This window comes from Devosia elaeis, from assembly GCF_001650025.1.
Classification (GTDB): domain Bacteria; phylum Pseudomonadota; class Alphaproteobacteria; order Rhizobiales; family Devosiaceae; genus Devosia; species Devosia elaeis.
On the sequence record NZ_LVVY01000060.1, the window covers coordinates 22,040 to 43,811 of the forward strand.

The following is a 21,772-nucleotide window of genomic DNA, read 5'->3' on the forward strand; positions in this document are numbered from 1 at the left end:
GCAGGTTCGGTGAACGTTGAGTTATCTCAAGATGGATCCCGGCCTTCGCCGGGATGACATCTGTGTGTGTGCGACAATCAGGCCGTCTTGGCGGCGCGGCTCATGCGCTTGCGATCGTTCGGATCGAGCCAGATCTTGCGCAACCGGATCGATTTGGGCGTCACCTCGACATATTCGTCCTCGGCGATATAGCCGAGCGATTGCTCGAGGGTGAGCTTCTTGGGCGTGGTCAGGCGCACCGCCTCGTCCTTGGACGTGGTGCGGATATTGGTGAGCTGCTTGCCCTTGAGCACGTTGACTTCCAGGTCGTTTTCCCGGGAATGCTCGCCGATGATCATGCCTTCATAGACGTCGACGCCGGCATCGATCATCATCGGGCCGCGATCCTCGAGGTTCCACAAGGCATAGGCGACCGATTGGCCGGTGCCGTTGGAGATGAGGACGCCCGTGCGCCGCCCCGGCAGATCGCCCTTATAGGGCACGAAGGAATGGAACAGGCGGTTGAAGATCGCCGTGCCGCGGGTGTCCGAGAGCAATTCGGGCTGGTAGCCGATCAGCGCGCGGGTGGGCACGACCAGCTTGATGCGGGTGCGGCCGACGCCCGAGGGACGCATATCGGTCAATTCGCCCTTGCGCTCGGTGAGCTTCTGCACGACCGTGCCGGTAAATTCGTCATCGACGTCGATGATGACTTCCTCGACCGGCTCCAGGGTCTGGCCGTCTTCTTCCTTGAACAGCACTTTGGGGCGGCCGATGGTCAGCTCGAACCCTTCGCGGCGCATGTTCTCGATCAGGACGGCCAGCTGCAATTCGCCACGGCCGGCGACGTCGAAGCTGTCGCCATCGGTGCCGGGGGTGACGCGGATGGCCACATTGCCCTCGGCCTCGCGCATCAGCCGGTCGCGGATGACGCGGGACTGCACCTTGTCGCCTTCCCGGCCGGCCAGCGGGCCGTCATTGATGCGGAAGGTGACCGACAGAGTCGGCGGATCGATGGGGCGCGCGGCGATCGGCTGGGTGATGGAGGGCGAGCAGATCGTATCGGCCACGGTGGAGGTTTCGAGCCCGGCAATGGCGACGATATCGCCGGCCTCGCCGATCTCGATGGGGCTGCGCTCGAGCCCGCGGAACGCCAGGACCTTGGACACGCGGCCCTTTTCGACTTCCTTGCCTTCCCGGTTCAGCGTGTGGATCGGGTCATTGGCCTTGACCGTGCCGGCGGCGATGCGCCCGGTGAGGATGCGGCCCAGGAAGGGATTGCGCTCGATGGTGGTGACCAGCATGCGGAAGGCGCCTTCCTCCACGTCCGGCTCGGGCACGTGCTCGACCACCTTGTCGAGCAGCGGGCCCAGCGATTCCTTGGGGCCGGCCGGATCGGCGGCCATCCAGCCCTGCTTGGCCGAACCGTAGAGCACCGGGAAATCGAGCTGTTCGGAGCTGGCATCGAGGGCGACGAACAGGTCGAAGACCTCGTCCAGCACTTCCAGGTGCCGTTCGTCGGACTTGTCGATCTTGTTGATCGCCACGATGGGGCGCAGGCCCTTGGCCAGGGCCTTGGACAGCACGAACTTGGTCTGCGGCATCGGGCCTTCGGCCGCGTCCACCAGGATCACCACGCCGTCGACCATGGAGAGGATGCGCTCCACCTCGCCGCCGAAATCGGCGTGGCCGGGCGTGTCCACGATATTGATGCGGGTATCCTTCCACATCAGCGAGGTGACCTTGGCCAGGATGGTGATGCCGCGCTCGCGCTCGATATCATTGCTGTCCATGGCGCGTTCCTCGACGCGCTCGTTCTCCCGGAAGGAGCCGGATTGCTTGAGCAGCACGTCGATCAGCGTGGTCTTGCCATGGTCGACGTGAGCGATGATGGCGATATTGCGCAGGGCCATGAGGGTCCGCCTTGTTGGCACGATCCGCAAAACCGCCCCACGGGAGGATCCTCGGGTGGGCTGGCCAGAACAAACCATGCGATATGATGGTGCCGGGGCCGAAAATCGGGGACAGGCCCGGCAGGGTCGCGGGCTGCATATAGCAAGAGGCTCGATTTCACAAGGTTTCAATCTGCAAAGGGGGGATGCAGATGGGCGGGGGAGGTTTGAATGAGCCATTCCCCCTCCCCAGCCCTCCCCGCAAGGGGGAGGGTGCCGGGCCGGTGTATAAGGCTGCCCCAAACTGGATGCGGCACCCCCTTGACCGGCAGTGTCTATTTGGGCGCTCGGCTCGCAGCAGGCTCGGCTCTTTTCCACCCTCCCCCTTGAGGGGAGGGCCGGGGTGGGGGTTCTGAAGGTGCAGCGTGCTCACATGGTTTTGGGGATCGCTGATGGACCTGAACCCCCACCCTCATTCCCTCCCCTCAAGGGGGAGGGAGGCGATGGAGCCGTCAAATCAAGGCAGGGAAGCGCCTAGAGCGACCGCCTTCGCGGGGGTGCCAATTGCGAAAGGTCATTTCAGCGACCTCGGAAGTTCCCCCGCCTGCCAGAGCCCCAGGCCAAAGCCATCGGGGTCCAGAAAGTCGGCGCTCCAGCCGCCGGGCGCCTCCGAGACCGGGGTGACGATGGTGACGCCCTTGGCCACCAGGTCGGCGACGACATCGTCGATGCCGCCTTCGGTGACGTCGAAGACCAGGGCCGGGGTATCGCCTCTCTTGCCCTCCATCTGGAAGAAGACCAGGTCCAGCCCGCTTTCCAGGCGCCCCTGCAGCCAGAAGGGCTCGGCCCCCTCCATGCGCTCGAGGTCCATGCCCAGCGTTTCGTTGTAGAAGGCCTCGGTGCGGGCGATGTCGGATACGTAGAAGACGATGCTGGCGCTTTTCGGCTTGAAGCTCATGGCGTGTTCTCCTTGAAGGTTATGTCTGTCTATTGCCGCGGCTCCGGTTTTTGTGAGCGCCGCACGATGAAAAGGTGTCCGTCCGGATCGTGACTGGCGAAAATCCCGCCATGGCGCCGCAGCGCCGGCAGCAGCGCATCGCGGATGCGGCCATAGGCGAGGTCGAGGCCGAGCCCGCTCAATTCCTCCGGCGCGGCCAGGCCCCGCGCGGTGAGAATGCGCTTGAGCGCGCTGACCCGCTGGCGCAGGGCGCTGTCCGGCAGATCGAGCAGATAGGCGATTTCGCGCCGATTATGCCCGGTCAGCACCAGGGCGGCGAGAATCTTGAGCGCCGGCGGCAGGCCGGCCAGGATTTCGGCGGGACCGGCAGGCTCCCGCTCCGGCTCCCGCGCAGGCGTCTGGCGGGCATCGTGCCAGGCGCTGTCCCGCGCCAGCCGCCGCCGCGCGGCGCGCAGGGCCATGCGGGCGCGATTGCGCACCACGCCGCGCAGCCAGGCCGCATTGGCCGGATCGGCGAGATCGTGGCGGCCGGCCTCGACCGCGATGAGCAGGGCCTCCTGCACCAGGTCCTCGGCCCCCTGCCGGCCGCCTTCGCGCCGGGCGATGGCCAGAAGCTGGGAATGAAGATGGCTGCGCATGTCCCGGCCTCCGGCTGGCCGAAGCCTATGATGCTTTTTTTGCCTGCGTCTTGACCGCTTCCGAATGCAGCAGATTGGCCAGGGTCGAGGGCTGCAGCGGCGGGGAGAACAGGAAGCCCTGCACTTCCGATACCCCGAAATCGCGCACCATGGCCAATTGTTCCTCGGTCTCGACGCCCTCGGCCGTGGTGACCATGCCCAGCGATTGCCCCAGCCCGATCACCGCCTTGATGATGGCGCGGCTGTCATTGCGGGTGGTGAGATCGGCCATGAAGGAGCGGTCGATCTTGATCTTGTCGAAGGGGAAGCTGCGCAGATAGGAGAGCGAGGAATAGCCGGTGCCGAAATCGTCCATGCAGATGCGCACGCCCATGGCGCGCAAATCATGGAGGGCGGCGATGGTGGCCTCGCTGTCGGTGAGCAGCAGGCTTTCGGTGATTTCCAGCTCCAGCCGGGTCGGCTCCAGCCGCGCCTCGCTGAGGGCCGCCTTGACCTGGCCCACCAGGTCCTTCTGCCGGAACTGCACCGGGGAGAGATTGACGGCGACGCGCACCCCGCTGGGCCAGGCGGCGGCCGCCCGGCAGGCCTCGTGCAGCACCCATTCCCCGATCGGCACGATCAGCCCGGTATCCTCGGCCACCGGCACGAATTCGGCCGGCGAAATGGTGCGCTCGTCATGGTCCCAGCGCAGCAGGGCCTCGACGCAGCTCACCCGGTTTTCGCCCAGGCCCAGCAGGGGCTGGTACATGAGCCGCAATTCATTGCGCTGCATGGCCAGGCGCAGGCCCGCCTCGATGGAGCGGCGCTGCTGGAGTTCGGCATCCATGCCGGTTTCGAAGAAATGATAGGTGGAGCGGCCTTCGGACTTGGCCTTGTAGAGCGCCAGGTCGGCATTCTTGACCAATTGATCGGTGGAGGTGCCGTCGCCGGGCCCCACGGCAATGCCCACCGAGGCGCCGATCTCGATCTGCTGGCCGCCGATATTCATCGGCGTGCGCATGGCCTTGACGATGCGATCCGCCACCCTGGCGGCCTGGTCGACCTCTTCGATCGGGCGCAGCAGCAGCGCGAATTCGTCCCCGCCCAGCCGTGCCAGCAGATCGGTTTCCCGCGTCGTGCCCCAGAGCCGCACCGCGGCCTGCTTGATCACCTCGTCGCCCACCGCATGGCCCAGCGTGTCGTTGACGGCCTTGAAATGATCGAGGTCGATATAGAGCACCGCCGCCATCTCGCCGCGCTTCAGCCCCGCCTCGGTGCGGGCCATCTGCTCGAGGAATTCGATGCGATTGGGCAGATCGGTCAGCGCGTCATGGCGCGCCAGGTGCCGGATGCGCGCCTCGGCCTGGCGCTGCTCGGTAATGTCCTCATGGGTGGAGACCCAGCCGCCATCCTTCATCGGATGATGCTGCATCAATATGGTGCGGCCATTGAGCTCGTGGATATTCTTGCCATATTCACGCTTGGCGATGACGTCGCGGCGCCAGGAAATATATTCGTCCTTGCTGCCGCTGGTCGACATGCCCATGTCGAACAGATGCCCCAGAATGTCCTCGAGCTGGGTGCCGGGGCGCAGCAGCGTCACCGGCAGGTTGTAGATGCGCGCATAGGGCTCGTTGCAGATGACCAGCCGCCCCCGCGCATCCATCATGCACAGGCCAATGGAAATATTGTTGACCGCCGCATCGAGGCGGATGTTCTGCCGCTCCAGCTCCAGCTTGCGCTTCTGCTGGCTTTCCAGCCGCGCGATCTCGTCGGTGATGTCCTCATGGGTCACCACCCAGCCCAACTTGTCCGAATAGATATGGGCGGTCTCGATGATGCGGCCGCCGGCGACCACTTCCTGGCTCTTGTGGCGCGCCCCATGGCGATTGGCCAGGAGGTCGCTGGTATAATGTTCATAAAAGGCTTCCGGGCTCTGCCCGGCATGATTGCCCAGCCGCGCCGAGAGGTGCACGATATCTTCCAGCGTCATGCCGCGATGGATGGCATCTTCGGAAAAGCCGTAGAAATCCCGGTAACGCTTGTTCCACATCAGCAGCCGGAATTGCGGCGACCAGACGCAGAACCCATAGGGCATGCTTTCCAGCGCCGCATCCAGGAGCAGCGCCTCGGCAACTTCGCCCACCTTGCCGGTTTCATCCGAGCGCATCGAGTTCCCTTGTTCCCCAGCAGCTTTCCCCGACCGGCGCAAAGGCTAATAAGCCGCGCTTAACGGCCGATTAAGCGCCAGCTACATCGATTGCGGCATTATCCCGCCGAGGCGCGCCGCGCCAGCTTCGGGCGCGAGATTGCCCATATCGAGCCGGAGCGCATAATCCTTGCCTTCATGCACCGCCTCCTGCCAGCGGGCGACGGGCGCGGGAATGCCGGGTCCGGCGACATAGCCCCGCGGATCGGCATTGCGCCGGGCCATGATGATCTCGATGGGGCAATCGATCCCCACCAGGATCGGGTTCAGTCCATTGAGCTCCTGGCGCAGCACATCCAGCGGATCGAAGGGCGCGGCATAGACCGAATGCATGCCCAGATCGGCGACCACGTCGAAACCCTGCCGGGCAAAGCCGGCCATGGCGGAGAAAAAGCCGGTATAGAGCCGCCGCACCTCCGGCTCGAGATCGGGCCGCTCGCCGCCGGGCCGCAATCCGATCCCCGGCAGCAGCGCCGGCGGCAGCGTGCCATTGAAGGCATCGACCCCCCAATTGATCCAGCGCCCCGGCACATGGGCCTGCACCGCCCGGGCCAGCGTCGACTTGCCGGAGCGCGGCGCGCCATTGAGAATGAGAATGCGGCCGGGCATGGGGCGTCTCCATCTGTTTGGCCTTGGCGCATCACCGGATCATTCCCGCGAAAGCGGGAACCCCTGTTCACCAAAACGGAGGTCCCCGCTTTCGCGGGGATGACACCGGGTAAAGCCCGGCCTCATTCCCTGCCATCGCAGGGGCCGGTCAGACGCCGCGCGCCTTCTTGTTGCGGGCCGCCCAGGTCTTGAGGCGCAATCCGTTGAGGCGGATGAAGCCTTCGGCGTCCTTGTGGTCATAGGCCACCGCGCCTTCCTCGAAGGTGACGAGGTCTTCCGAATAGAGGCTATAGGGCGAGGTGCGCGCCACCACATTGGCCGAGCCCTTGTAGAGCTTGACCGTGACTTCGCCGGCGACGAATTCCTGGCTCTTGTCGATCAGCGCCTGCAGCATTTCGCGCTCGGGCGAATACCAGAAGCCGTTATAGATGAGCTCGGCATATTTCGGCATGATCTCGTCCTTGAGATGGGCCGCGCCGCGATCGAGCGTGATCGATTCGATGCCGCGATGGGCATGCCAGAGCACGGTGCCGCCGGGCGTTTCATAGACGCCGCGCGACTTCATGCCGACGAAGCGGTTTTCGACCAGGTCCAGCCGGCCCACGCCATGCTTGCCGCCCAGTTCGTTGAGCTTTTCCAGCAAAGCGGCGGGCGAGAGACGGACGCCATTGACCGAAACCGCGTCGCCCTTCTCGAAGCCGATCTTGACATATTCGGGACTATCGGGGGCCTTTTCCGGATCGGTCGTGCGCTGGAACACGTAATCGGGCGCTTCCATTGCCGGGTCTTCCAGCACGCGGCCTTCCGAAGAGGTGTGCAGGAGATTGGCGTCGACCGAGAAGGGCGCCTCGCCGCGCTTGTCCTTGGCGATGGGGATCTGGTGCCGCTCGGCATATTCGAGCAGCTTGGTGCGGCTGCGCAAATCCCACTCACGCCAGGGCGCGATGACCTTGATCGAGGGATCGAGGGCATTGGCGGTCAATTCGAACCGCACCTGGTCATTGCCCTTGCCGGTGGCGCCATGGGAAATGGCATCGGCTCCGGTTTCATGGGCGATTTCCACCAGGCGCTTGGCGATGAGCGGACGGGCAATGGAGGTGCCGAGCAGATAGAGCCCCTCATACATGGCATTGGCGCGGAACATCGGGAAGACGAAGTCCGACACGAATTCCTCGCGCAGATCCTCGATATAGATGTCCTTGATGCCGAACATCTCGGCCTTCTTGCGCGCCGGCTCCAGCTCCTCGCCCTGGCCCAGATCGGCGGTGAAGGTCACCACCTCGCACTGATAGGTTTCCTTGAGCCATTTGAGGATGATGGAGGTGTCGAGCCCGCCCGAATAGGCCAGCACGACCTTCTTGATGTCATTCGCCATTTTTATGTCCCGAAAAACGATGGTGACAGGATAATTCAGCATGGGCGCAATAAACTTGCAATTATCGCAAGAACCGCGCAGAAATTGGCATAAGCTGCCAATGATTGGCAGATGGAACGCAGAACGTGTCAGAAAAACTCGACGCCATCGACCGCCGCATTCTCCGAGCATTGCAGCGCAATGGCCGCATGTCCAACGTGGAACTGGCCAATGAGGTGGGGTTGTCGCCCTCGCCCTGCCTGCGGCGGGTGAAGCTGCTCGAGGAAAAGGGCGTCATCGACCGCTATGTCGCCGTGCTCAACGGGCCCAGGATCGGCCTGGGGCTGACGGTCTTCACCCGCATCTGGTTCAAGACCCAGCACGCCGAAACCACTAACCAATTCGCCGAGACGGTGCGCAATTTTCCCGAAGTGGCCGAATGCTACCTGACCACCGGGGAATGCGACGCGCTGCTGCGCATCGTCACCACGGATCTGCATGCCTATTGGCGCTTTCAGTCCGATTACCTGATGCGCATTCCCAGCGTGCAGAGCGTCAAGACCGACGTGCCAATGGAAACGATCAAGGCGAGCCTGGAATTGCCGGTCTGACCTGCCGCGATCCGGTCATGTCCACCGGCCGGCACCTCTCCCTTGACGGGAGCGTGTTCGCCCTGGAGGTTTCCCTGCATTGATTTGGCGGCTCCATCTCCCCCTCTCCCCTCAGGGGAGAGGGCGGGGTGAGGGGTGAAGGCCCCGCGGCAGGACCACGACGCTGAACCCCTCACCCGGCGCGAACGCGCCGACCTCTCCCCTCAGGGGAGAGGTAATCAACGCCCAACGCTGGTCCCAAACACGCCCCACCTGTTCACCGGCACGCTTTGATGCAATTGTGCGCCCCGCACCCAACCGAGCCCCGCCATGCCCGCTTTCCTGCCCGACCTGCCCGTCATCCTCGGCTTTGCCCTGGCCGCTTTCGTGCTGGCGGTGACGCCGGGACCGGATATGGCCTTGTTCGTGTCGCGCACCATGAATTGGGGGCGCAGCCATGGCTTCGCCACCGTGCTCGGCGCCATTACCGGCATCGGGGTGCATACCATGCTGGTAGCCTTCGGCATTTCGATGCTGATCGTCACCGCGCCGGCCGCCTTCTGGGTGCTGAAGATCGTCGGGGCGCTCTATCTGGTCTGGCTGGCCATCCAGGCCATCCGCGATGGTGGCGGCATCCTGGTGACGAAAGCCGCCGGCAGGCAGCCGAGCTGGGGCCAGTCCTATCTCACCGGCCTGGGCATCAACCTTACCAATCCCAAGGTGGCCTTGTTCTTCGTGACCTTCCTGCCGCAATTCGTTTCGGCCGACGATCCGGCCGCCGCGGCCAAGCTGATCTTCCTGGGCGTGGAATTCGTCATCGTCTCGATCCCGGTGGTCATCGCCATCGTGCTCTTCGCCGAATGGCTGACGCGCACGCTCAAGGAAAATGCCTGGGTCGGCAAGGCGCTCAACTGGAGTTTTGCCGCCGTCTTCATGGCCTTTGCCGCAACCATCCTCCTCGCCGAAGGCCGCAAGTAAAGTGAACTACCGCCACGCCTTTCACGCCGGCAATTTCGCCGACGTGGTCAAGCACATCATTCTGACGCGCATCCTCGCCTATCTGATGAAGAAGGATGCCGCCTTCCGGGTGATCGACACCCATGCCGGCATCGGGCTCTATGATCTCTTCGGCACCAAAGCCGAGCGCACCGGCGAATGGCAGGACGGGATCGGCCGGCTGATCCAGGCCACATTGCCGCCCGACATCGCCGCCCTGCTCGCGCCCTATCTCGATGCCGTGCGGGCCCAGAACCCCGATGGCGCGCTGCGCTATTATCCCGGTTCGCCCTTCATTACCCGGCACATGCTGCGCGCGCAGGACCGGCTGATGGGCTTCGAGCTCCATCCCCTCGATGCCGAGGCGCTGCGGGAAAATTTCGCCGGCGATGTCCAGACCCGCATCACCGCGCTCGATGCCTGGAAGATTTTCGGCACCCATCTGCCGCCCAAGGAAAGGCGCGGCCTGGTCCTGGTCGATCCGCCCTTCGAGGAAAAGGGTGAATTCGCCCGCATGGCCAAGAGCCTGGTGCAGGGCCATCAGCGCTGGCCCGGCGGCACCTATGCCTATTGGTATCCGATCAAGGAGCCGCGGGAAGTCGACGCCTACGTAAAGGCGCTCAAGGCCAGCGGCATTGCCAAAATCCTGCGGATCGAACTGACCATCGACAGCCCCGCCACCCCGCCGCGCCTGCACGGCACCGGCATGATCGTGGTCAACCCGCCCTATGTGCTGGAACAGGAAATGCGCAACGTGCTGCCGGTTTTGGCGGACTTGCTTGGTGTTGAGGGGCGCGGACGGTGGAGTGTGGATTGGGTGGCGGGGGAATAGCGCGTTCCCCCAAAGACCTCATGGTGAGCCCGTCGAACCACGAGGTCGGGCACGCTGAAATTTGAGTGCCACGCCCTCGCCCTTCGACAAGCTCAGGGTGAGGTCTACTGGATCAGCGGAGGCACTACAGCACCAGGAGCGCGTCCCGATCCTTTTTGCTCAGCCGTTCGCTCTCGCTCTTGAGCTGCCCGCAGGCGGCGAAGATGTCGCGGCCGCGGGGGGTGCGCACCGGGCTGGCATAGCCGGCCTTGTTGACGATGTCGGCGAAGCGCTCGATGCGGCTCGAGGGCGAGGTGCCGTAGTTCGAACCGGGCCAGGGATTGAACGGGATGAGGTTGATCTTGGCCGGAATGCCGGCCAGGAGGCGCACCAGCTCGCGCGCTTCCGCATCGCTGTCATTGATCCCGTCCAGCATCACATATTCGAAGGTGATGCGGCGGGCATTGGAGAGGCCCGGATAATTGCGGCAGGCTTCGAGCAATTCCTTGAGCGGCCATTTCTTGTTGATCGGCACCAGCACGTCGCGCAGGTCGTCGCGCACCGCATGGAGCGAAATGGCCAGCATGACGTCGATCTCACGACCGGTCGGCTCGATATAGGGCACGACGCCGGACGTGGACAGCGTGATGCGGCGCTTGGAAATCGACATGCCGTCGCCGGCCGAGGCAATGAGCAGGGCCTGTTTGACATTGTCGTAATTGTAGAGCGGCTCGCCCATGCCCATCATCACGATATTGGTGATGGCGCGGGTCTCCCCGCCGGGCACGAGACCGCCATCGTCGGGGCGCGAACCGCCGGGAAAATCGCCCAGGCGCTCGCGCGCCATCAGGACCTGGCCCAGGATTTCCCCCGCCGTGAGATTGCGCACCAGCTTCTGCGTGCCGGTGTGGCAGAACGAGCAGGTCAGCGTGCAGCCGACCTGGGACGAGACGCAAAGCGTCCCGCGATCGCTTTCGGGGATATAGACGGTTTCCACCTCGACCGGCGGCATATTGGGGTTCTGCGGATCGCGGAAGCGGAACAGCCATTTGCGCGTGCCATCGACCGAGACCTGTTCGGTGACGATTTCCGGGCGGTCGAGATTGAAGGCCTCGGCGAGCTTCTGGCGCACCGGCTTGGCCACATTGGTCATGCGGTCGAAATCGGTGACGCCGTTGACATAGAGCCAGTTCCAGAGCTGGCTGGCCCGCATCCGCCCTTCCCGCTCGGGCACCACGTCATGCTCGATCAGCGCCGCGGCAAGCCCGGCCTTGGACAGGCCGATCAGCGACGGCCGGCTGGCCATCGCGGGGCGGACGGCACTCGAATGGTCAAGGTTCAGCGCAAGGCTCATGGGCGGGCACGCGGGCTCACAAATGCGGGAAGTGCGCGCCAATAGCACAGGCGCAGCCAATTATCAAAGCGCGACGCGCTCACGAAGGGCTGATCGCGGGCAGGCCCGCTATTCGCCCGGAGCGGGATGGCCCGGCTTTTTCGACCGGTCCAGCGTCAGGACGAAGGCCGCTATCGCGGCCGCGCCGATGAAGACGATCCCGTAGCTGAGCAGAAATCCGAAATCGGTCATTCTTCCAACTCTTTCAGGGCAATTCTCGCCAGTAAATGTAGGCCCGCGCTCGCCAGAATACAACCGAACACCAGGAGCGGGATCAAAGGCGAGGCCGGGCCGGATACGGCACTGGCGACCAGCGGGGCAAAGCCGCCGATGCCGAAAAAGGCCATGGCGAGGCCATTCATGTAGTTCGCGGTGAGCTTGCGCTGTTCATTGCGAACCAGCTTGCTCATGCATCAGCACTCGGCGCCGATGGCCTGCTGGGCGGCGGTAGCGCCGGAGAGGGAATAGGATTGGGTGACCTGGTTGCCATTGGCGGCGGTGCCGGTGACTACCAGGGTCGAGCCGGCGCGGATGGCGGCGGCCAAATTGGCGGCCTGGGCGCTGTCGTCGAGCCAGGCGGCGTCGCCCTGGGTGAAGAGCGGGAAGCTCTGCCCGCCCACCGCCACGCTGGCGGTGGAGCCGGTCTGGAAAGTATAGCCGGCTACCACGTTGAATTCGGTCACCACGTCCTCTGCCGGGCGGTTGGTGACATAGACATAGGCCTCGCCGGTGACCTCTGCCGCCGGCTCGCTGCTCTTGGGCCGGGTCATGGCGAAGCAGATCGTGCCGGTGCCGTCATCGGCGGCATAGCTGGACCAGTCGCGAAAATCCCCCAGCACCCGCGCCGATTGCGCCTGGACCGGCAGGATCGTGGCGAGGGCGACGGCGAAAGCGGCGGCAAGGGCGGAAATTCGGATCATCAGCAGGACTGCTCTCAAGAAGCAAAGGGCGGCGGACCCAGAGGCCCGGCGCCCAGTTAGGGTGTTTCCGGCGCGCGGGGCAAGCCTTTACTGGCAGGCCGCGTCGATGGCGTTCATGGCCGCGGTGGCCCCGGACAGCGAATAGGTATCCACCGTATCGGTGCCGCGCTGGCTGGTGCCGCGCACCACCATCTGGTTGCCGGCCTTGAAGGCCTGGACGAACCCCGCCTCGTCCCCGGAGGAGGCCAGCCAGGCCGTCGAGCCGCGCGCCGCCATCGTATAGGAGCGGCCATCGACCGAGACCGAAGCCTTGGCGTCGGTGGTGTTGTAGGGATAGCCGATCTGCGTCTGGGCCTCGTTCTTGGAGCCCATGCCCTTGCGGTGCACGATGAGGAACTTGACCGGATCGCGATTGACCCCCGCGGGTTCGCTGCGCGTGGGTTCACCGATGATGAAGCAGAGCTGTCCACTGGCATCGCTGGCCGTATAGGCCGACCAGGCATTGAACGTCCCCAGCTCGGTGGCCTGCTGCGCCTGCGCGGCCGGCGCCAGAGCCATGAACGCTGCGACCGCGAGCCCGATCGAGAGGCCACCGGTTTTCATCGTCATCGCCAATTCTTCCTCTTGTCTTGCTGCAATTCGGGGGGAGTCCTGCCCGCACAGAATGCCCCGAATAGGGTTACCAAGGTGTCAAATCCGCCTGTATTCGACAGCATTTGCCTCAAATGGAAGCCAATCGCGGCGGCAATTTGGCGGCGCCGGAGCTTCCGCGCCCCGTTTGGGGCCGAAGGGTTAACGCCGCGCTAACGCTCACGCCGCCAGCGGATAGCTCTGTTCCACCAGATAGGGCCCGCCGCCGACCGAATCGCGGCTCGAAAACAGGACGAACCGCGCCGGCACGAAAGTCAGCGGCTCGAAGCGCGCCGCCTCGGCGATGAAGCGGGCCATGTCCTCGGCCGCGGTGCCGCGCAGCCGCGCCAGGGTGACATGGGGCACGAATTTGCGTCCTTCGGGTGGCAGGCCCGCCCGTTGCAGCACCCGTTCATGGGCCGCCTGCAGCCGGCTCAGCGCCTCGGAGGGCTCGACCCCGGCGAACAGGGCCCGCGGCTTGTCGCCGCCAAAGGTGCCCAGATGGGTGAGGCGGATGGAAAAGCGCAGCGAATTGGCCAGCCGGTCGAGGCTGTCGGCCACCTCGTCGGCGGTCTGCCCATCGACATCGCCGATGAAGCGCAGCGTGATGTGATAATTTTCCGGATCGATCCAGCGCGCACCGCTCAGCCCGCCGCGCTTGAACGAGAGCGCGAAGGCGACGTCCTGGGGAATTTCAAGGCCGGTAAAGAGCCGGGGCATGGCGTCCTCCCTGGCGAGGCGATGATCGACGCGATTCTGCCCCGACCCTAACACAATCATTTTATCGGGCCAGTCCCGATGCCGCAGGGGACCATTTATCCTTGTCAATCAATGATTGTGTCCCCATATTCCGTGCCAAGTGGCAAGAGCCAATTGCCCCCGGCGGTAGCAAGACCGCAATTTCGATTGGGAAAGGAAACCTGAGAATGGCTGAATATGACCGTCAGACCCTCAATGCGCGGGCCGGCTCGGCCTTGGCCATCGACGAGGGCCTGCGCAGCTACATGCTGCGTGTCTACAATTACATGGGCCTGGGCCTGGTGATCACCGGCCTGGTGGCCTGGTTCGCCGCCGCCGCGGCCGTCACCACCGATCCGTCCGCCGCCGTGGCCCAGCTCGAGAACGGCCGCTACCTCACCCAGTGGGGCACGCTCCTGTTCGGCAGCCCGCTGTCCTGGGTCGTCATGCTGGCGCCGCTCGGCTTCGTGCTGGTGCTGAGCTTCGGCATCAACAAGCTGTCCGTACCGGCGGCGCAGGGCGTGTTCTGGGCCTTCGCGGCCATTATGGGCCTGTCGCTGTCCTCGATCTTCCTGGTCTATACCGGCGCCTCCATCGCCAAGGTGTTCTTCATCACCGCCGCCACGTTCGGCGCGATGAGCCTCTACGGCTACACCACCAAGCGCGACCTGACCGGCATGGGCAATTTCCTGTTCATGGGCCTGATCGGCATCATCATCGCCTCGATCGTGAACATCTTCATGCAGTCCTCGATGATGGAATTCGTCATCTCGGTGGTCGGCGTGCTGATCTTCACGGGCCTGACCGCCTATGACACCCAGAAGATCAAGGAAAGCTATTCCGAGCATTATGGTGCCGATGTGATGGCCAAGAACGCCATCATGGGCGCGCTCTCGCTCTATCTCGACTTCATCAACCTCTTCATGATGCTGCTGCGCCTGTTCGGCAACCGCGAGTAACAGCAAGAGCCTTGATGGTCCGATCAAACAATTTGGTTGGACGGCAAACCGGACCGCAGCCTACAAAGCTGCGGTCCTTTTCTTTGCGCTGACGCCATGTCCGATATCCTGCTCCGCACCTTTGCCTGGTCCGACATTCCCGCCATCACCGCGATCTATCGCCATTATGTCGAGCACAGTGCCGTCACCTTCGATACCGAGGCGCCGGGCGAGGAAGCCATCGCCGAAAAATATGCCGGGCTGAAAAAGCTCGGCCATCCGCTGATCATCGCCGAGCGGGCGGGCAAAGTGGCGGGCTATGCCTATGCCAGCTTCTACCGCCCCCGCGCCGCCTATCGCTTCACGGCCGAGGATTCGATCTATCTCGATCCCGAGGAGACCGGAAAGGGCCTGGGCAAGCTGCTGCTGAGCGAATTGCTGCTCCAGTCCAAGGCCTTCGGCTTCCGCCAGATGCTGGCCGTGATCACCGCCGACACCGCCAATTCCATCCGCCTGCACGAGCAGTTCGGCTTCAGCAAGGTCGGCTATTACACTGGCGTCGGCTACAAGTTCGATCGCTGGCACGACATCGTGCACCTGCAGAAGACGCTCTAGGCGACATGGCCGTTCTGCATCTCATGGTCGGCCTGCCCGGCTCGGGCAAGACCACCCGGGCAAAGGCGCTGGCGGCAGAGACCGGCGCCCTACGCCTGACGCCGGACGAATGGCAGAACCGGTTGTTCAGCGACGACATGCATCATCCCGACCATGACCGGCGCCACAGTGAAATCGAGGCGCTGATGTGGGAAATCGCCACCGCTTTCCTGGGCGCCGGAGGCGACGTCATCCTCGATTTCGGCTTCTGGACACGGGCCGAACGGGCAAGCTTCGCCCGCCGCGCCGAAGCCATGGGCGCGCAATGCCGAATCCATTACGAGGACATCGCGCTCGACGAGCTCGAGCGGCGCGTATCGGCCCGCAATGCCACCGCCGCCGGCGGTCATTTCGTCATTCCGCTCGACAATCTCCGCCAATGGGCAAAAGTGTTCCAGCCGCCGGATGCAGAGGAATTGTCGGGCCGCTTCACCGCCTGAGCGTTTTGCGCATCGGATAACCCGCTTTGCATCTGCTGAAACACCAGTAGACCTCATCCTGAGCCTGTCGAAGGGCGAGGTCGTGGCACTCGGGCTTCGGCGGGCCCGACCTCGTGGTTCGACAAGCTCACCATGAGGTCTTCGGGAGCGTTCGCGTCAGAAAAGTCAGATAGCTGCGCGCCGGGCGTATCGTCAGGTCAGCCGATGACGGCAAGGTCGGGATCGAGCACGCGCAGGACCTGGGCCAGGTCATGGCCACGCTTGAGAATGCGGCCCTGCTGATTGGTGACGATATATTGGCCCTGCTTGTTGCGCAGCTTGGGATTCTTCTCCACCACGAAAAGCGGGCGTTCGGACACGCGGGCATAGATGGAGAACAGCGCCCGGTCCTTGAGGAAATCCATGGCGTAGTCGCGCCATTCCCCTGCCCCCACCTTGCGGCCATAGACCGACAGGATCTGCATCAGTTCGCGCCGGTCGAAGGCGACGATGGGCATGGCGGAACGCGATGGCTGGGCCTGCGGTTCGCCCACATGCACCAGGGAAAGCTTCCGATGATCGTTTGCGGGACCCTGCACGCCGCCTCAATGCCTTGTCATTGCGCCGTCATGATCGGCCCATTCGCCAGGCATGGCAAGGGGGACGAAATTCCCCAATTCGGCCATTATCTGTCCCTTTTGGCGCCCCATTGACCGGCCATTGTTCAACCATTGCCTCCAGTGGCTGGCGATCGGGCCGACCGAGCCCCCAAACCATGACGCCCGATTGCCAGCCGCCCCCGACCTGAAAAGTTGACCTTAGTCAGTCACCCGCTCCTGCCTCCAGGGAGCGGGTTTTTTCGTATCCGCCGTCCGGGGATCAGAATTCGTAGAATGCCGCGCCCAGGATCGGCCCGGGCAGGCCGTTGCGCTCGTTCTGCACCAGGACGGCAAGGCCGGTATTGCCCGGCGCGTCGCCCTGCAGGCCGGCCAGCGGCAGCTTGATCTCGGCGCCGGTTTCCGCTTCCCACATGCCCAGGATCTGCCGGTCGGTGACCACCTGGGTATAGACCATGTTCTTGCCGGCATTCTCCCCGGCATCGATCGCGACATCGGCCCGCACCATGTAGCGCACCAGCCAGATATTGGCGTCGGCCAGGGTCTCGTCGGCGGGCACGCGCACGGCCAGCATGTCGCCCTGGGGGCTGAGATCGACGGCCAGCGGCAATTGCGCCGAGGCCAGCGCATCCTGGACCGCGTCGCGCTTGGAGCCGACCACGCCTTCGGCCCCGTTCACCACCATTTGCGGCGTATAGATGCGCGAGGAGCCCCAGCTCTTGGCATAGGCGCGCTGGCGATCGGAAAAGCCCTTATGGGCGAAGGTATCTTCCCAGCCGATATAGTCCCAGTAATCGACGTGATAGGCCAGCGCCACCACGTCGCCGCGCTCGGCCAGGCTGGTCAGCAGCGCATCGGCGGGCGGGCATTGCGAACAGCCCTGGCTGGTAAAGAGCTCCACCACCGCGCGCGGCTGGGCCGGCGCGCTCTCGGCACCGGGCGCCCCCACCAGAGCAAGGGAAAGGGCAGTGCCGGCAATGAAGGCGAGAGCGATGCGGGAGGACATGGGCAAGGTTTTAAGCCGCCGCGCCGCCGCCTGCCTAGTCAAAACCGGGTGAGAGAGGCCGATTTTCTGCCCCGGCGCGCAAAGAAAATGGCGGCCCCTCGGGACCGCCATCCTCAGATCGGCAATGTAAACGCTGCTTACGCGGCCACCAGGCTGCGCAGCACGTAATGCAGGATGCCGCCATTGCGGAAATAATCGAGCTCATTGGCGGTATCGATGCGGCAGCGGGTCTCGACATCGAGCACCTCGCCATTGGCGCGGGTGATCTTCACATTGACCATGGCGCGCGGCTCGATCTCGGCAATGCCGGCAATATCGATGGTCTCGGTGCCGTCCAGGCCCAGGCTCTGCCAGCTGTCGCCGTCCTTGAACTGCAGCGGAACGACGCCCATGCCGACCAGGTTCGAGCGGTGGATGCGCTCGAAGCTCTGCGCGATCACGGCCTTGACGCCGAGCAGGTTGGTGCCCTTGGCCGCCCAGTCGCGCGAGGAGCCGGTGCCGTATTCCTTGCCGGCGAAGATCACCAGCGGCGTGCCCTGGGCCTGATAGGCCATGGCCGCGTCATAGATCGGCATCTGCTCGCCCGAGGGCCCCTTGGTATAGCCGCCCTCGACGCCGTCCAGCATCATGTTCTTGATGCGGATATTGGCGAAGGTGCCGCGCATCATCACCTCGTGATTGCCGCGGCGGGCGCCGTAGGAATTGAAGTCCTTCGGGGCCACCTGGCGCTCGGTGAGATATTGGCCGGCCGGGGTGGTCGGCTTGAACGAGCCGGCCGGGGAGATGTGGTCGGTGGTGATCGAATCGAGGAACAGCGCCAGGACGCGCGCCGAGACCACGTCGGTCACCGGCTTGGGCTCGATGGTCAGGTCCTCGAAATAGGGCGGATTCTGCACATAGGTGGAGGACGAATTCCACCCATAGGTCTCCCCGCCTTCCACGGCGATGGCCTGCCAGTGCTTGTCGCCCTTGAACACGTCCGAATAGCGCGAGCGGAACATCTCGGCATTGACATATTTGCGTACGATCTCGGCGATCTCGTGATTGGAAGGCCAGATATCCTTGAGATAGACCGGCTTGCCGTCCTTGCCCGTGCCCAGCGGCTCGGTGGTGATATCGACATTGAGCGTACCGAGCAGCGCATAGGCCACCACCAGCGGCGGGGAGGCCAGGTAATTGGCGCGCACGTCGGGGTTCACGCGGCCCTCGAAATTGCGGTTGCCCGACAGGACCGAGGCGGCGACCAGCTTGTTCTCGTTGATGCAATCGGAAATGGCCTGCGGCAGGGGGCCGGAATTGCCGATACAGGTGGTGCAGCCATAGCCGACCAGGTTGAAGCCGATGGCGTCGAGATCGTCCTGCAGGCCCGCCGCGGTCAGGTAATCGGTGACCACCTGCGAGCCGGGGGCCAGCGAGGTCTTGACCCAGGGCTTGGAATTGAGCCCCAGCGCCCGCGCCTTGCGGGCGACGAGGCCGGCAGCCACCAGCACCGAGGGATTGGAGGTATTGGTGCAGGAGGTGATGGCGGCGATCACCACCGAACCATCGCCGATCTTGTATTCGGCGCCATTGACCGGGAACGCGGCTTCCTCGGGGATATCGTCGACGCCGGTGGCGCCTTCATCCACATAGCGGCTTTCCTGCTTGTCGGCCGGCAGGCGGGTGCGCTCGATGCGGCCGCCCGACAGGTCGGGCAGCGCTTCGGCGAAAGCGCGGGTGACGTCCTTGAGGGCCACGCGGTCCTGCGGGCGCTTGGGGCCGGACAGGGAGGGCACGACGGTAGAGAGGTCGAGCTCCAGCGTCGCGGTGAAGACCGGATCGGGGCTGTCCGAGGTGCGGAACATGCCCTGCGCCTTGGAATAGGCTTCCACCAGGGCGACGCGATCGGGATCGCGGCCGGTGGTGGCCAGGAATTTGAGCGTATCGGCATCGACCGGGAAATAGCCGCAGGTGGCGCCATATTCGGGCGCCATATTGGCGATGGTCGCCTGGTCCTCGAGCGAGAGGTAATCCAGGCCCGGCCCGTAGAACTCCACGAACTTGCCGACCACGCCCTTCTTGCGCAGCATTTCGGTGACGGTCAGCACGAGGTCGGTGGCGGTGATGCCTTCATTGATCTTGCCGGTGAGCTTGAAGCCCACGACTTCGGGGATCAGCATGGTGACCGGCTGGCCCAGCATGGCCGCCTCGGCCTCGATGCCGCCCACGCCCCAGCCCAGAACGGCCATGCCGTTGACCATGGTGGTGTGGCTGTCGGTACCCACCAGCGTATCGGGATAGGCGACGATCTCGCCGTTCTCTTCCTTGGTCCAGACGGTCTGGGCCAGATATTCGAGGTTCACCTGGTGGCAGATGCCGGTGCCGGGCGGCACGACGCGGAAATTGTCGAAGGCCGACTGGCCCCAGCGCAGGAATTCGTAGCGCTCGCCATTGCGCTCATATTCGAGCTCGACATTCTGCTGGAAGGCCAGCGGCGTGCCGAAGCTGTCCACCATCACCGAATGGTCGATGACCAGGTCGACGGGGACCAGCGGATTGATCTTCTGCGGATTGGCGCCCAGCTTGGCGGTGGCGTCGCGCATGGCGGCGAGGTCGACCACGGCGGGAACGCCGGTAAAGTCCTGCATCAACACGCGCGCCGGGCGATACTGGATCTCATATTCCGAGCTGCGGGACACCAGCCATTCGGCGATGGCCTTGATGTCTTCCTTCTTGACCGTGCGGTCGTCCTCGAAGCGCAGGAGGTTTTCCAGCACCACCTTCATGGAGCTGGGGAGCTTGGAAACGCCGGCCAGGCCATTCTTTTCCGCTTCCGGAATCGAATAATAGGTATAGGTCTTGCCGCCGACATTGAGCGTCGATTTGGATTTGAAGCTGTCTATCTGTGTCACGATGCTCCGCCCTTCTTGCTGCTGGCGCGTTTTTCCGGGCAGATGGGGCCGCCGGGAATTCGCGTTTTCTGGAATGAGTCCAATCTCCCCGGCTTATAGTCAATCGCTTGCACCCTTGCCAGTACGACCATGGGTTCAATACGAGATGGGGCCATGACGCAACGGCAAGTCTATCCTGAAATTTCCCTCGTGGCGGAAGGCCTTGCCTGCGGCCGGGGCGGCCATGCGCTGGCCGCCGATATCGCCATTGCCCTGGCTCCCGGCCAGGGCCTTCTGCTGCGCGGCCCCAATGGCGCCGGCAAGTCCACCCTGCTGCTGACCCTGGCGGGCCTGCTGCCGCCGCTGGCCGGCAGCATCCGCTATGCCGGACACGATGCCGAAGCCGGCCCGGCCCTGCATTATTGCGGCCATCGCAATGGCGTGCGCGCCCGGCTGGGCGTGGCCCAGACCCTCGATTTCTGGGCCGGCCTCAACGGCCGCACCGGCCTGTCCATCGCCGCGGCTTTGGAAGAGGTGGGGCTGGCCGGGGCGGCCGGGCTCGATGCCGGCTATCTCTCCGCCGGCCAGCAGAGGCGGCTGGCCCTGGCGCGGCTCCTGGTCACCCGCCGCCCACTCTGGCTGCTGGACGAGCCGAGCGCGGCGCTGGACACCGCCGGCCAGGCCCTGCTCGCGCGCCTCCTGGCGGACCATCTCGCCCGGAACGGCCTGGCCGTCATCGCCACCCATGACGCCATCGCCGTGCCGGATTTGTCCGTGCTCACCCTGGGAGAGGCGGCATGAACGGCTTTTCGGGCATCCTGCGGCGGGAATTGCGCCTGGCCCTGGCGGGAGGCGGCGACATGCTGACCCTGGTGCTGTTCTTCGTCATCACCGGGGCCTTGGTGCCCTTCGCCGTGGGCCCGGACAGGGAATTGCTGGCCCGGATCGCGCCCGGCATCGTCTGGATCGCCGCTTTCCTCGCCATGCTGATGGGGCTCGATCGCCTGCTCCGGCCCGATCGCGAGGATGGCACCCTGGCGCTCTACCGCCTGGCCGACCTGCCGCTTTCCGCCATCCTGGCCGCCAAAGTGATCGTCCATTGGCTGACCAGCGCCCTGCCCCTGATCCTGGCCGCGCCCTTCCTGGCGCTGATCCTGGGCATGGACCCGCAGACGTTCTGGCGCACCCTGCTCTCGCTGCTCCTGGGCACGCCGGCCCTCGCCGCCTTCGGCACATTCGGCGCCGCCGTAACCGTGGCGATCCGGCGGGGCGGGCTGCTCGCCCCCATCCTCATCGCCCCGCTCTGCGTGCCGGTGCTGATCTTCGGGGTGGGGGCCATATCGCCCCTGGGCGGTCCCGACCAGGCGGGGGCGGCGCTGCTCCTGCTTGCGGCACTCAGTCTCATGGCCTGCGCACTCTCTCCCTTCGCCGCCGCTTTTGCGATAGACTGGGGAGAAGAGTAGAGCCCCATTCCCATTCACCGGGACATTCCCGCGCAAGCGGGAAGCCCTGTTTGACCAGGCCGAAACGGAGGTCCCCGCTTGCGCGGGGATGACACAGCGATGCAGGATC

Annotated in this window: 23 protein-coding genes; 8 read left to right on the plus strand and 15 right to left on the minus strand. The window is 64.6% G+C overall.

Annotation, left to right across the window (positions count from 1 at the left end):
• Positions 1-77: 77 nt before the first annotated feature.
• The 6 genes from typA to A3840_RS02105 all read right to left on the minus strand — a co-directional run bounded on the left by typA (position 78) and on the right by A3840_RS02105 (position 7,639).
• Positions 78-1,892 (minus strand): translational GTPase TypA, encoded by a 1,815-nt coding sequence (typA, locus tag A3840_RS02080; RefSeq protein ID WP_067451118.1) that lies wholly within the window; start codon positions 1,890-1,892, stop codon positions 78-80.
• Between the two features lie 553 nt (positions 1,893-2,445).
• Positions 2,446-2,829, minus strand: a complete 384-nt coding sequence (locus A3840_RS02085; RefSeq protein WP_067451120.1) for a VOC family protein — start codon at positions 2,827-2,829, stop codon at positions 2,446-2,448.
• Between the two features lie 29 nt (positions 2,830-2,858).
• Positions 2,859-3,467, minus strand: a complete 609-nt coding sequence (locus tag A3840_RS02090; RefSeq protein ID WP_067451123.1) for a sigma factor — start codon at positions 3,465-3,467, stop codon at positions 2,859-2,861.
• A 25-nt stretch (positions 3,468-3,492) separates the two neighbouring features.
• Positions 3,493-5,616, minus strand: a complete 2,124-nt coding sequence (locus tag A3840_RS02095; RefSeq protein ID WP_067451126.1) for a putative bifunctional diguanylate cyclase/phosphodiesterase — start codon at positions 5,614-5,616, stop codon at positions 3,493-3,495.
• Positions 5,617-5,697: 81 nt separating this feature from the next.
• Positions 5,698-6,264, minus strand: a complete 567-nt coding sequence (locus A3840_RS02100) for a phosphotransferase-like protein (RefSeq protein ID WP_067451129.1) — start codon at positions 6,262-6,264, stop codon at positions 5,698-5,700.
• A 148-nt stretch (positions 6,265-6,412) separates the two neighbouring features.
• Entirely contained in the window at positions 6,413-7,639 is a 1,227-nt protein-coding gene (locus A3840_RS02105) for an argininosuccinate synthase (protein WP_067451207.1), read from the minus strand.
• A gap of 125 nt (positions 7,640-7,764) precedes the next feature.
• On the opposite strand from A3840_RS02105, the gene A3840_RS02110 reads away from it, so the two are divergent.
• The 3 genes from A3840_RS02110 (at position 7,765) to A3840_RS02120 (ending at position 10,036) form a co-directional block, all read left to right on the plus strand.
• Positions 7,765-8,229, plus strand: a complete 465-nt coding sequence (locus tag A3840_RS02110) for an Lrp/AsnC family transcriptional regulator (RefSeq protein ID WP_067451209.1) — start codon at positions 7,765-7,767, stop codon at positions 8,227-8,229.
• A gap of 309 nt (positions 8,230-8,538) precedes the next feature.
• Positions 8,539-9,186 carry a LysE family translocator gene (locus tag A3840_RS02115; RefSeq protein WP_067451132.1) on the plus strand — a complete coding sequence of 216 codons (648 nt, stop codon included), beginning with the start codon at positions 8,539-8,541 and terminating at the stop codon, positions 9,184-9,186.
• Between the two features lies 1 nt (position 9,187).
• A complete protein-coding gene (locus A3840_RS02120; RefSeq protein ID WP_067451135.1) occupies positions 9,188-10,036 on the plus strand; it encodes a 23S rRNA (adenine(2030)-N(6))-methyltransferase RlmJ in 849 nt (282 codons plus the stop codon).
• A gap of 124 nt (positions 10,037-10,160) precedes the next feature.
• On the opposite strand, the gene rlmN is transcribed toward A3840_RS02120, so the two are convergent.
• The 6 genes from rlmN to thpR all read right to left on the minus strand — a co-directional run bounded on the left by rlmN (position 10,161) and on the right by thpR (position 13,678).
• Entirely contained in the window at positions 10,161-11,369 is a 1,209-nt protein-coding gene (rlmN, locus tag A3840_RS02125; RefSeq protein ID WP_067451138.1) for a dual-specificity RNA methyltransferase RlmN, read from the minus strand.
• A gap of 108 nt (positions 11,370-11,477) precedes the next feature.
• Positions 11,478-11,600 (minus strand): hypothetical protein, encoded by a 123-nt coding sequence (locus tag A3840_RS20095; RefSeq protein WP_281180529.1) that lies wholly within the window; start codon positions 11,598-11,600, stop codon positions 11,478-11,480.
• The gene (locus A3840_RS02130; RefSeq protein WP_067451142.1) at positions 11,597-11,818 is read right to left on the minus strand and encodes a hypothetical protein; all 222 of its coding nucleotides are present in this window, start codon (positions 11,816-11,818) and stop codon (positions 11,597-11,599) included. Before A3840_RS02130 ends, A3840_RS20095 begins: the two co-directional genes overlap by 4 nt.
• A 3-nt stretch (positions 11,819-11,821) precedes the next feature.
• On the minus strand, positions 11,822-12,328 hold the full coding sequence (locus A3840_RS02135; RefSeq protein ID WP_067451145.1) for an invasion associated locus B family protein: 507 nt from the start codon (positions 12,326-12,328) through the stop codon (positions 11,822-11,824).
• Positions 12,329-12,415: 87 nt separating this feature from the next.
• Entirely contained in the window at positions 12,416-12,937 is a 522-nt protein-coding gene (locus A3840_RS02140; protein WP_131798224.1) for an invasion associated locus B family protein, read from the minus strand.
• 201 nt (positions 12,938-13,138) lie between these two features.
• On the minus strand, positions 13,139-13,678 hold the full coding sequence (thpR, locus tag A3840_RS02145) for an RNA 2',3'-cyclic phosphodiesterase (RefSeq protein WP_067451215.1): 540 nt from the start codon (positions 13,676-13,678) through the stop codon (positions 13,139-13,141).
• Positions 13,679-13,884: 206 nt separating this feature from the next.
• Between thpR and A3840_RS02150 the strand changes: the two genes are divergently transcribed.
• From A3840_RS02150 to A3840_RS02160, 3 genes are all read left to right on the plus strand, one after another.
• A complete protein-coding gene (locus A3840_RS02150) occupies positions 13,885-14,655 on the plus strand; it encodes a Bax inhibitor-1/YccA family protein (protein ID WP_067451149.1) in 771 nt (256 codons plus the stop codon).
• A gap of 96 nt (positions 14,656-14,751) precedes the next feature.
• A complete protein-coding gene (locus A3840_RS02155) occupies positions 14,752-15,249 on the plus strand; it encodes a GNAT family N-acetyltransferase (RefSeq protein ID WP_067451153.1) in 498 nt (165 codons plus the stop codon).
• A 5-nt stretch (positions 15,250-15,254) separates the two neighbouring features.
• Positions 15,255-15,728: a P-loop nucleotide/nucleoside kinase family protein gene (locus tag A3840_RS02160; protein WP_067451156.1), complete on the plus strand. Its 474-nt coding sequence runs from the start codon at positions 15,255-15,257 to the stop codon at positions 15,726-15,728.
• Between the two features lie 197 nt (positions 15,729-15,925).
• Here A3840_RS02160 and A3840_RS02165 read toward each other — a convergent pair whose 3' ends face one another.
• The 3 genes from A3840_RS02165 to acnA form a co-directional block, all read right to left on the minus strand.
• The gene (locus A3840_RS02165) at positions 15,926-16,306 is read right to left on the minus strand and encodes a DUF2794 domain-containing protein (protein WP_245676530.1); all 381 of its coding nucleotides are present in this window, start codon (positions 16,304-16,306) and stop codon (positions 15,926-15,928) included.
• A gap of 280 nt (positions 16,307-16,586) precedes the next feature.
• On the minus strand, positions 16,587-17,330 hold the full coding sequence (locus A3840_RS02170) for a DUF1223 domain-containing protein (RefSeq protein WP_067451159.1): 744 nt from the start codon (positions 17,328-17,330) through the stop codon (positions 16,587-16,589).
• 137 nt (positions 17,331-17,467) lie between these two features.
• The gene (gene acnA, locus A3840_RS02175; RefSeq protein ID WP_067451162.1) at positions 17,468-20,221 is read right to left on the minus strand and encodes an aconitate hydratase AcnA; all 2,754 of its coding nucleotides are present in this window, start codon (positions 20,219-20,221) and stop codon (positions 17,468-17,470) included.
• A gap of 153 nt (positions 20,222-20,374) precedes the next feature.
• Between acnA and ccmA the strand changes: the two genes are divergently transcribed.
• Together ccmA and ccmB are read left to right on the plus strand one after the other, a co-directional pair.
• Complete coding sequence (gene ccmA / locus A3840_RS02180) at positions 20,375-21,001, plus strand: heme ABC exporter ATP-binding protein CcmA (protein WP_245676531.1); 627 nt, start codon at positions 20,375-20,377, stop codon at positions 20,999-21,001.
• Positions 20,998-21,663, plus strand: coding sequence for a heme exporter protein CcmB (gene ccmB / locus A3840_RS02185; protein ID WP_067451166.1), 666 nt, complete (start codon positions 20,998-21,000; stop codon positions 21,661-21,663). The genes ccmA and ccmB overlap by 4 nt, the downstream gene beginning before the upstream one ends.
• The last annotated feature ends 109 nt before the right edge of the window (positions 21,664-21,772 follow it).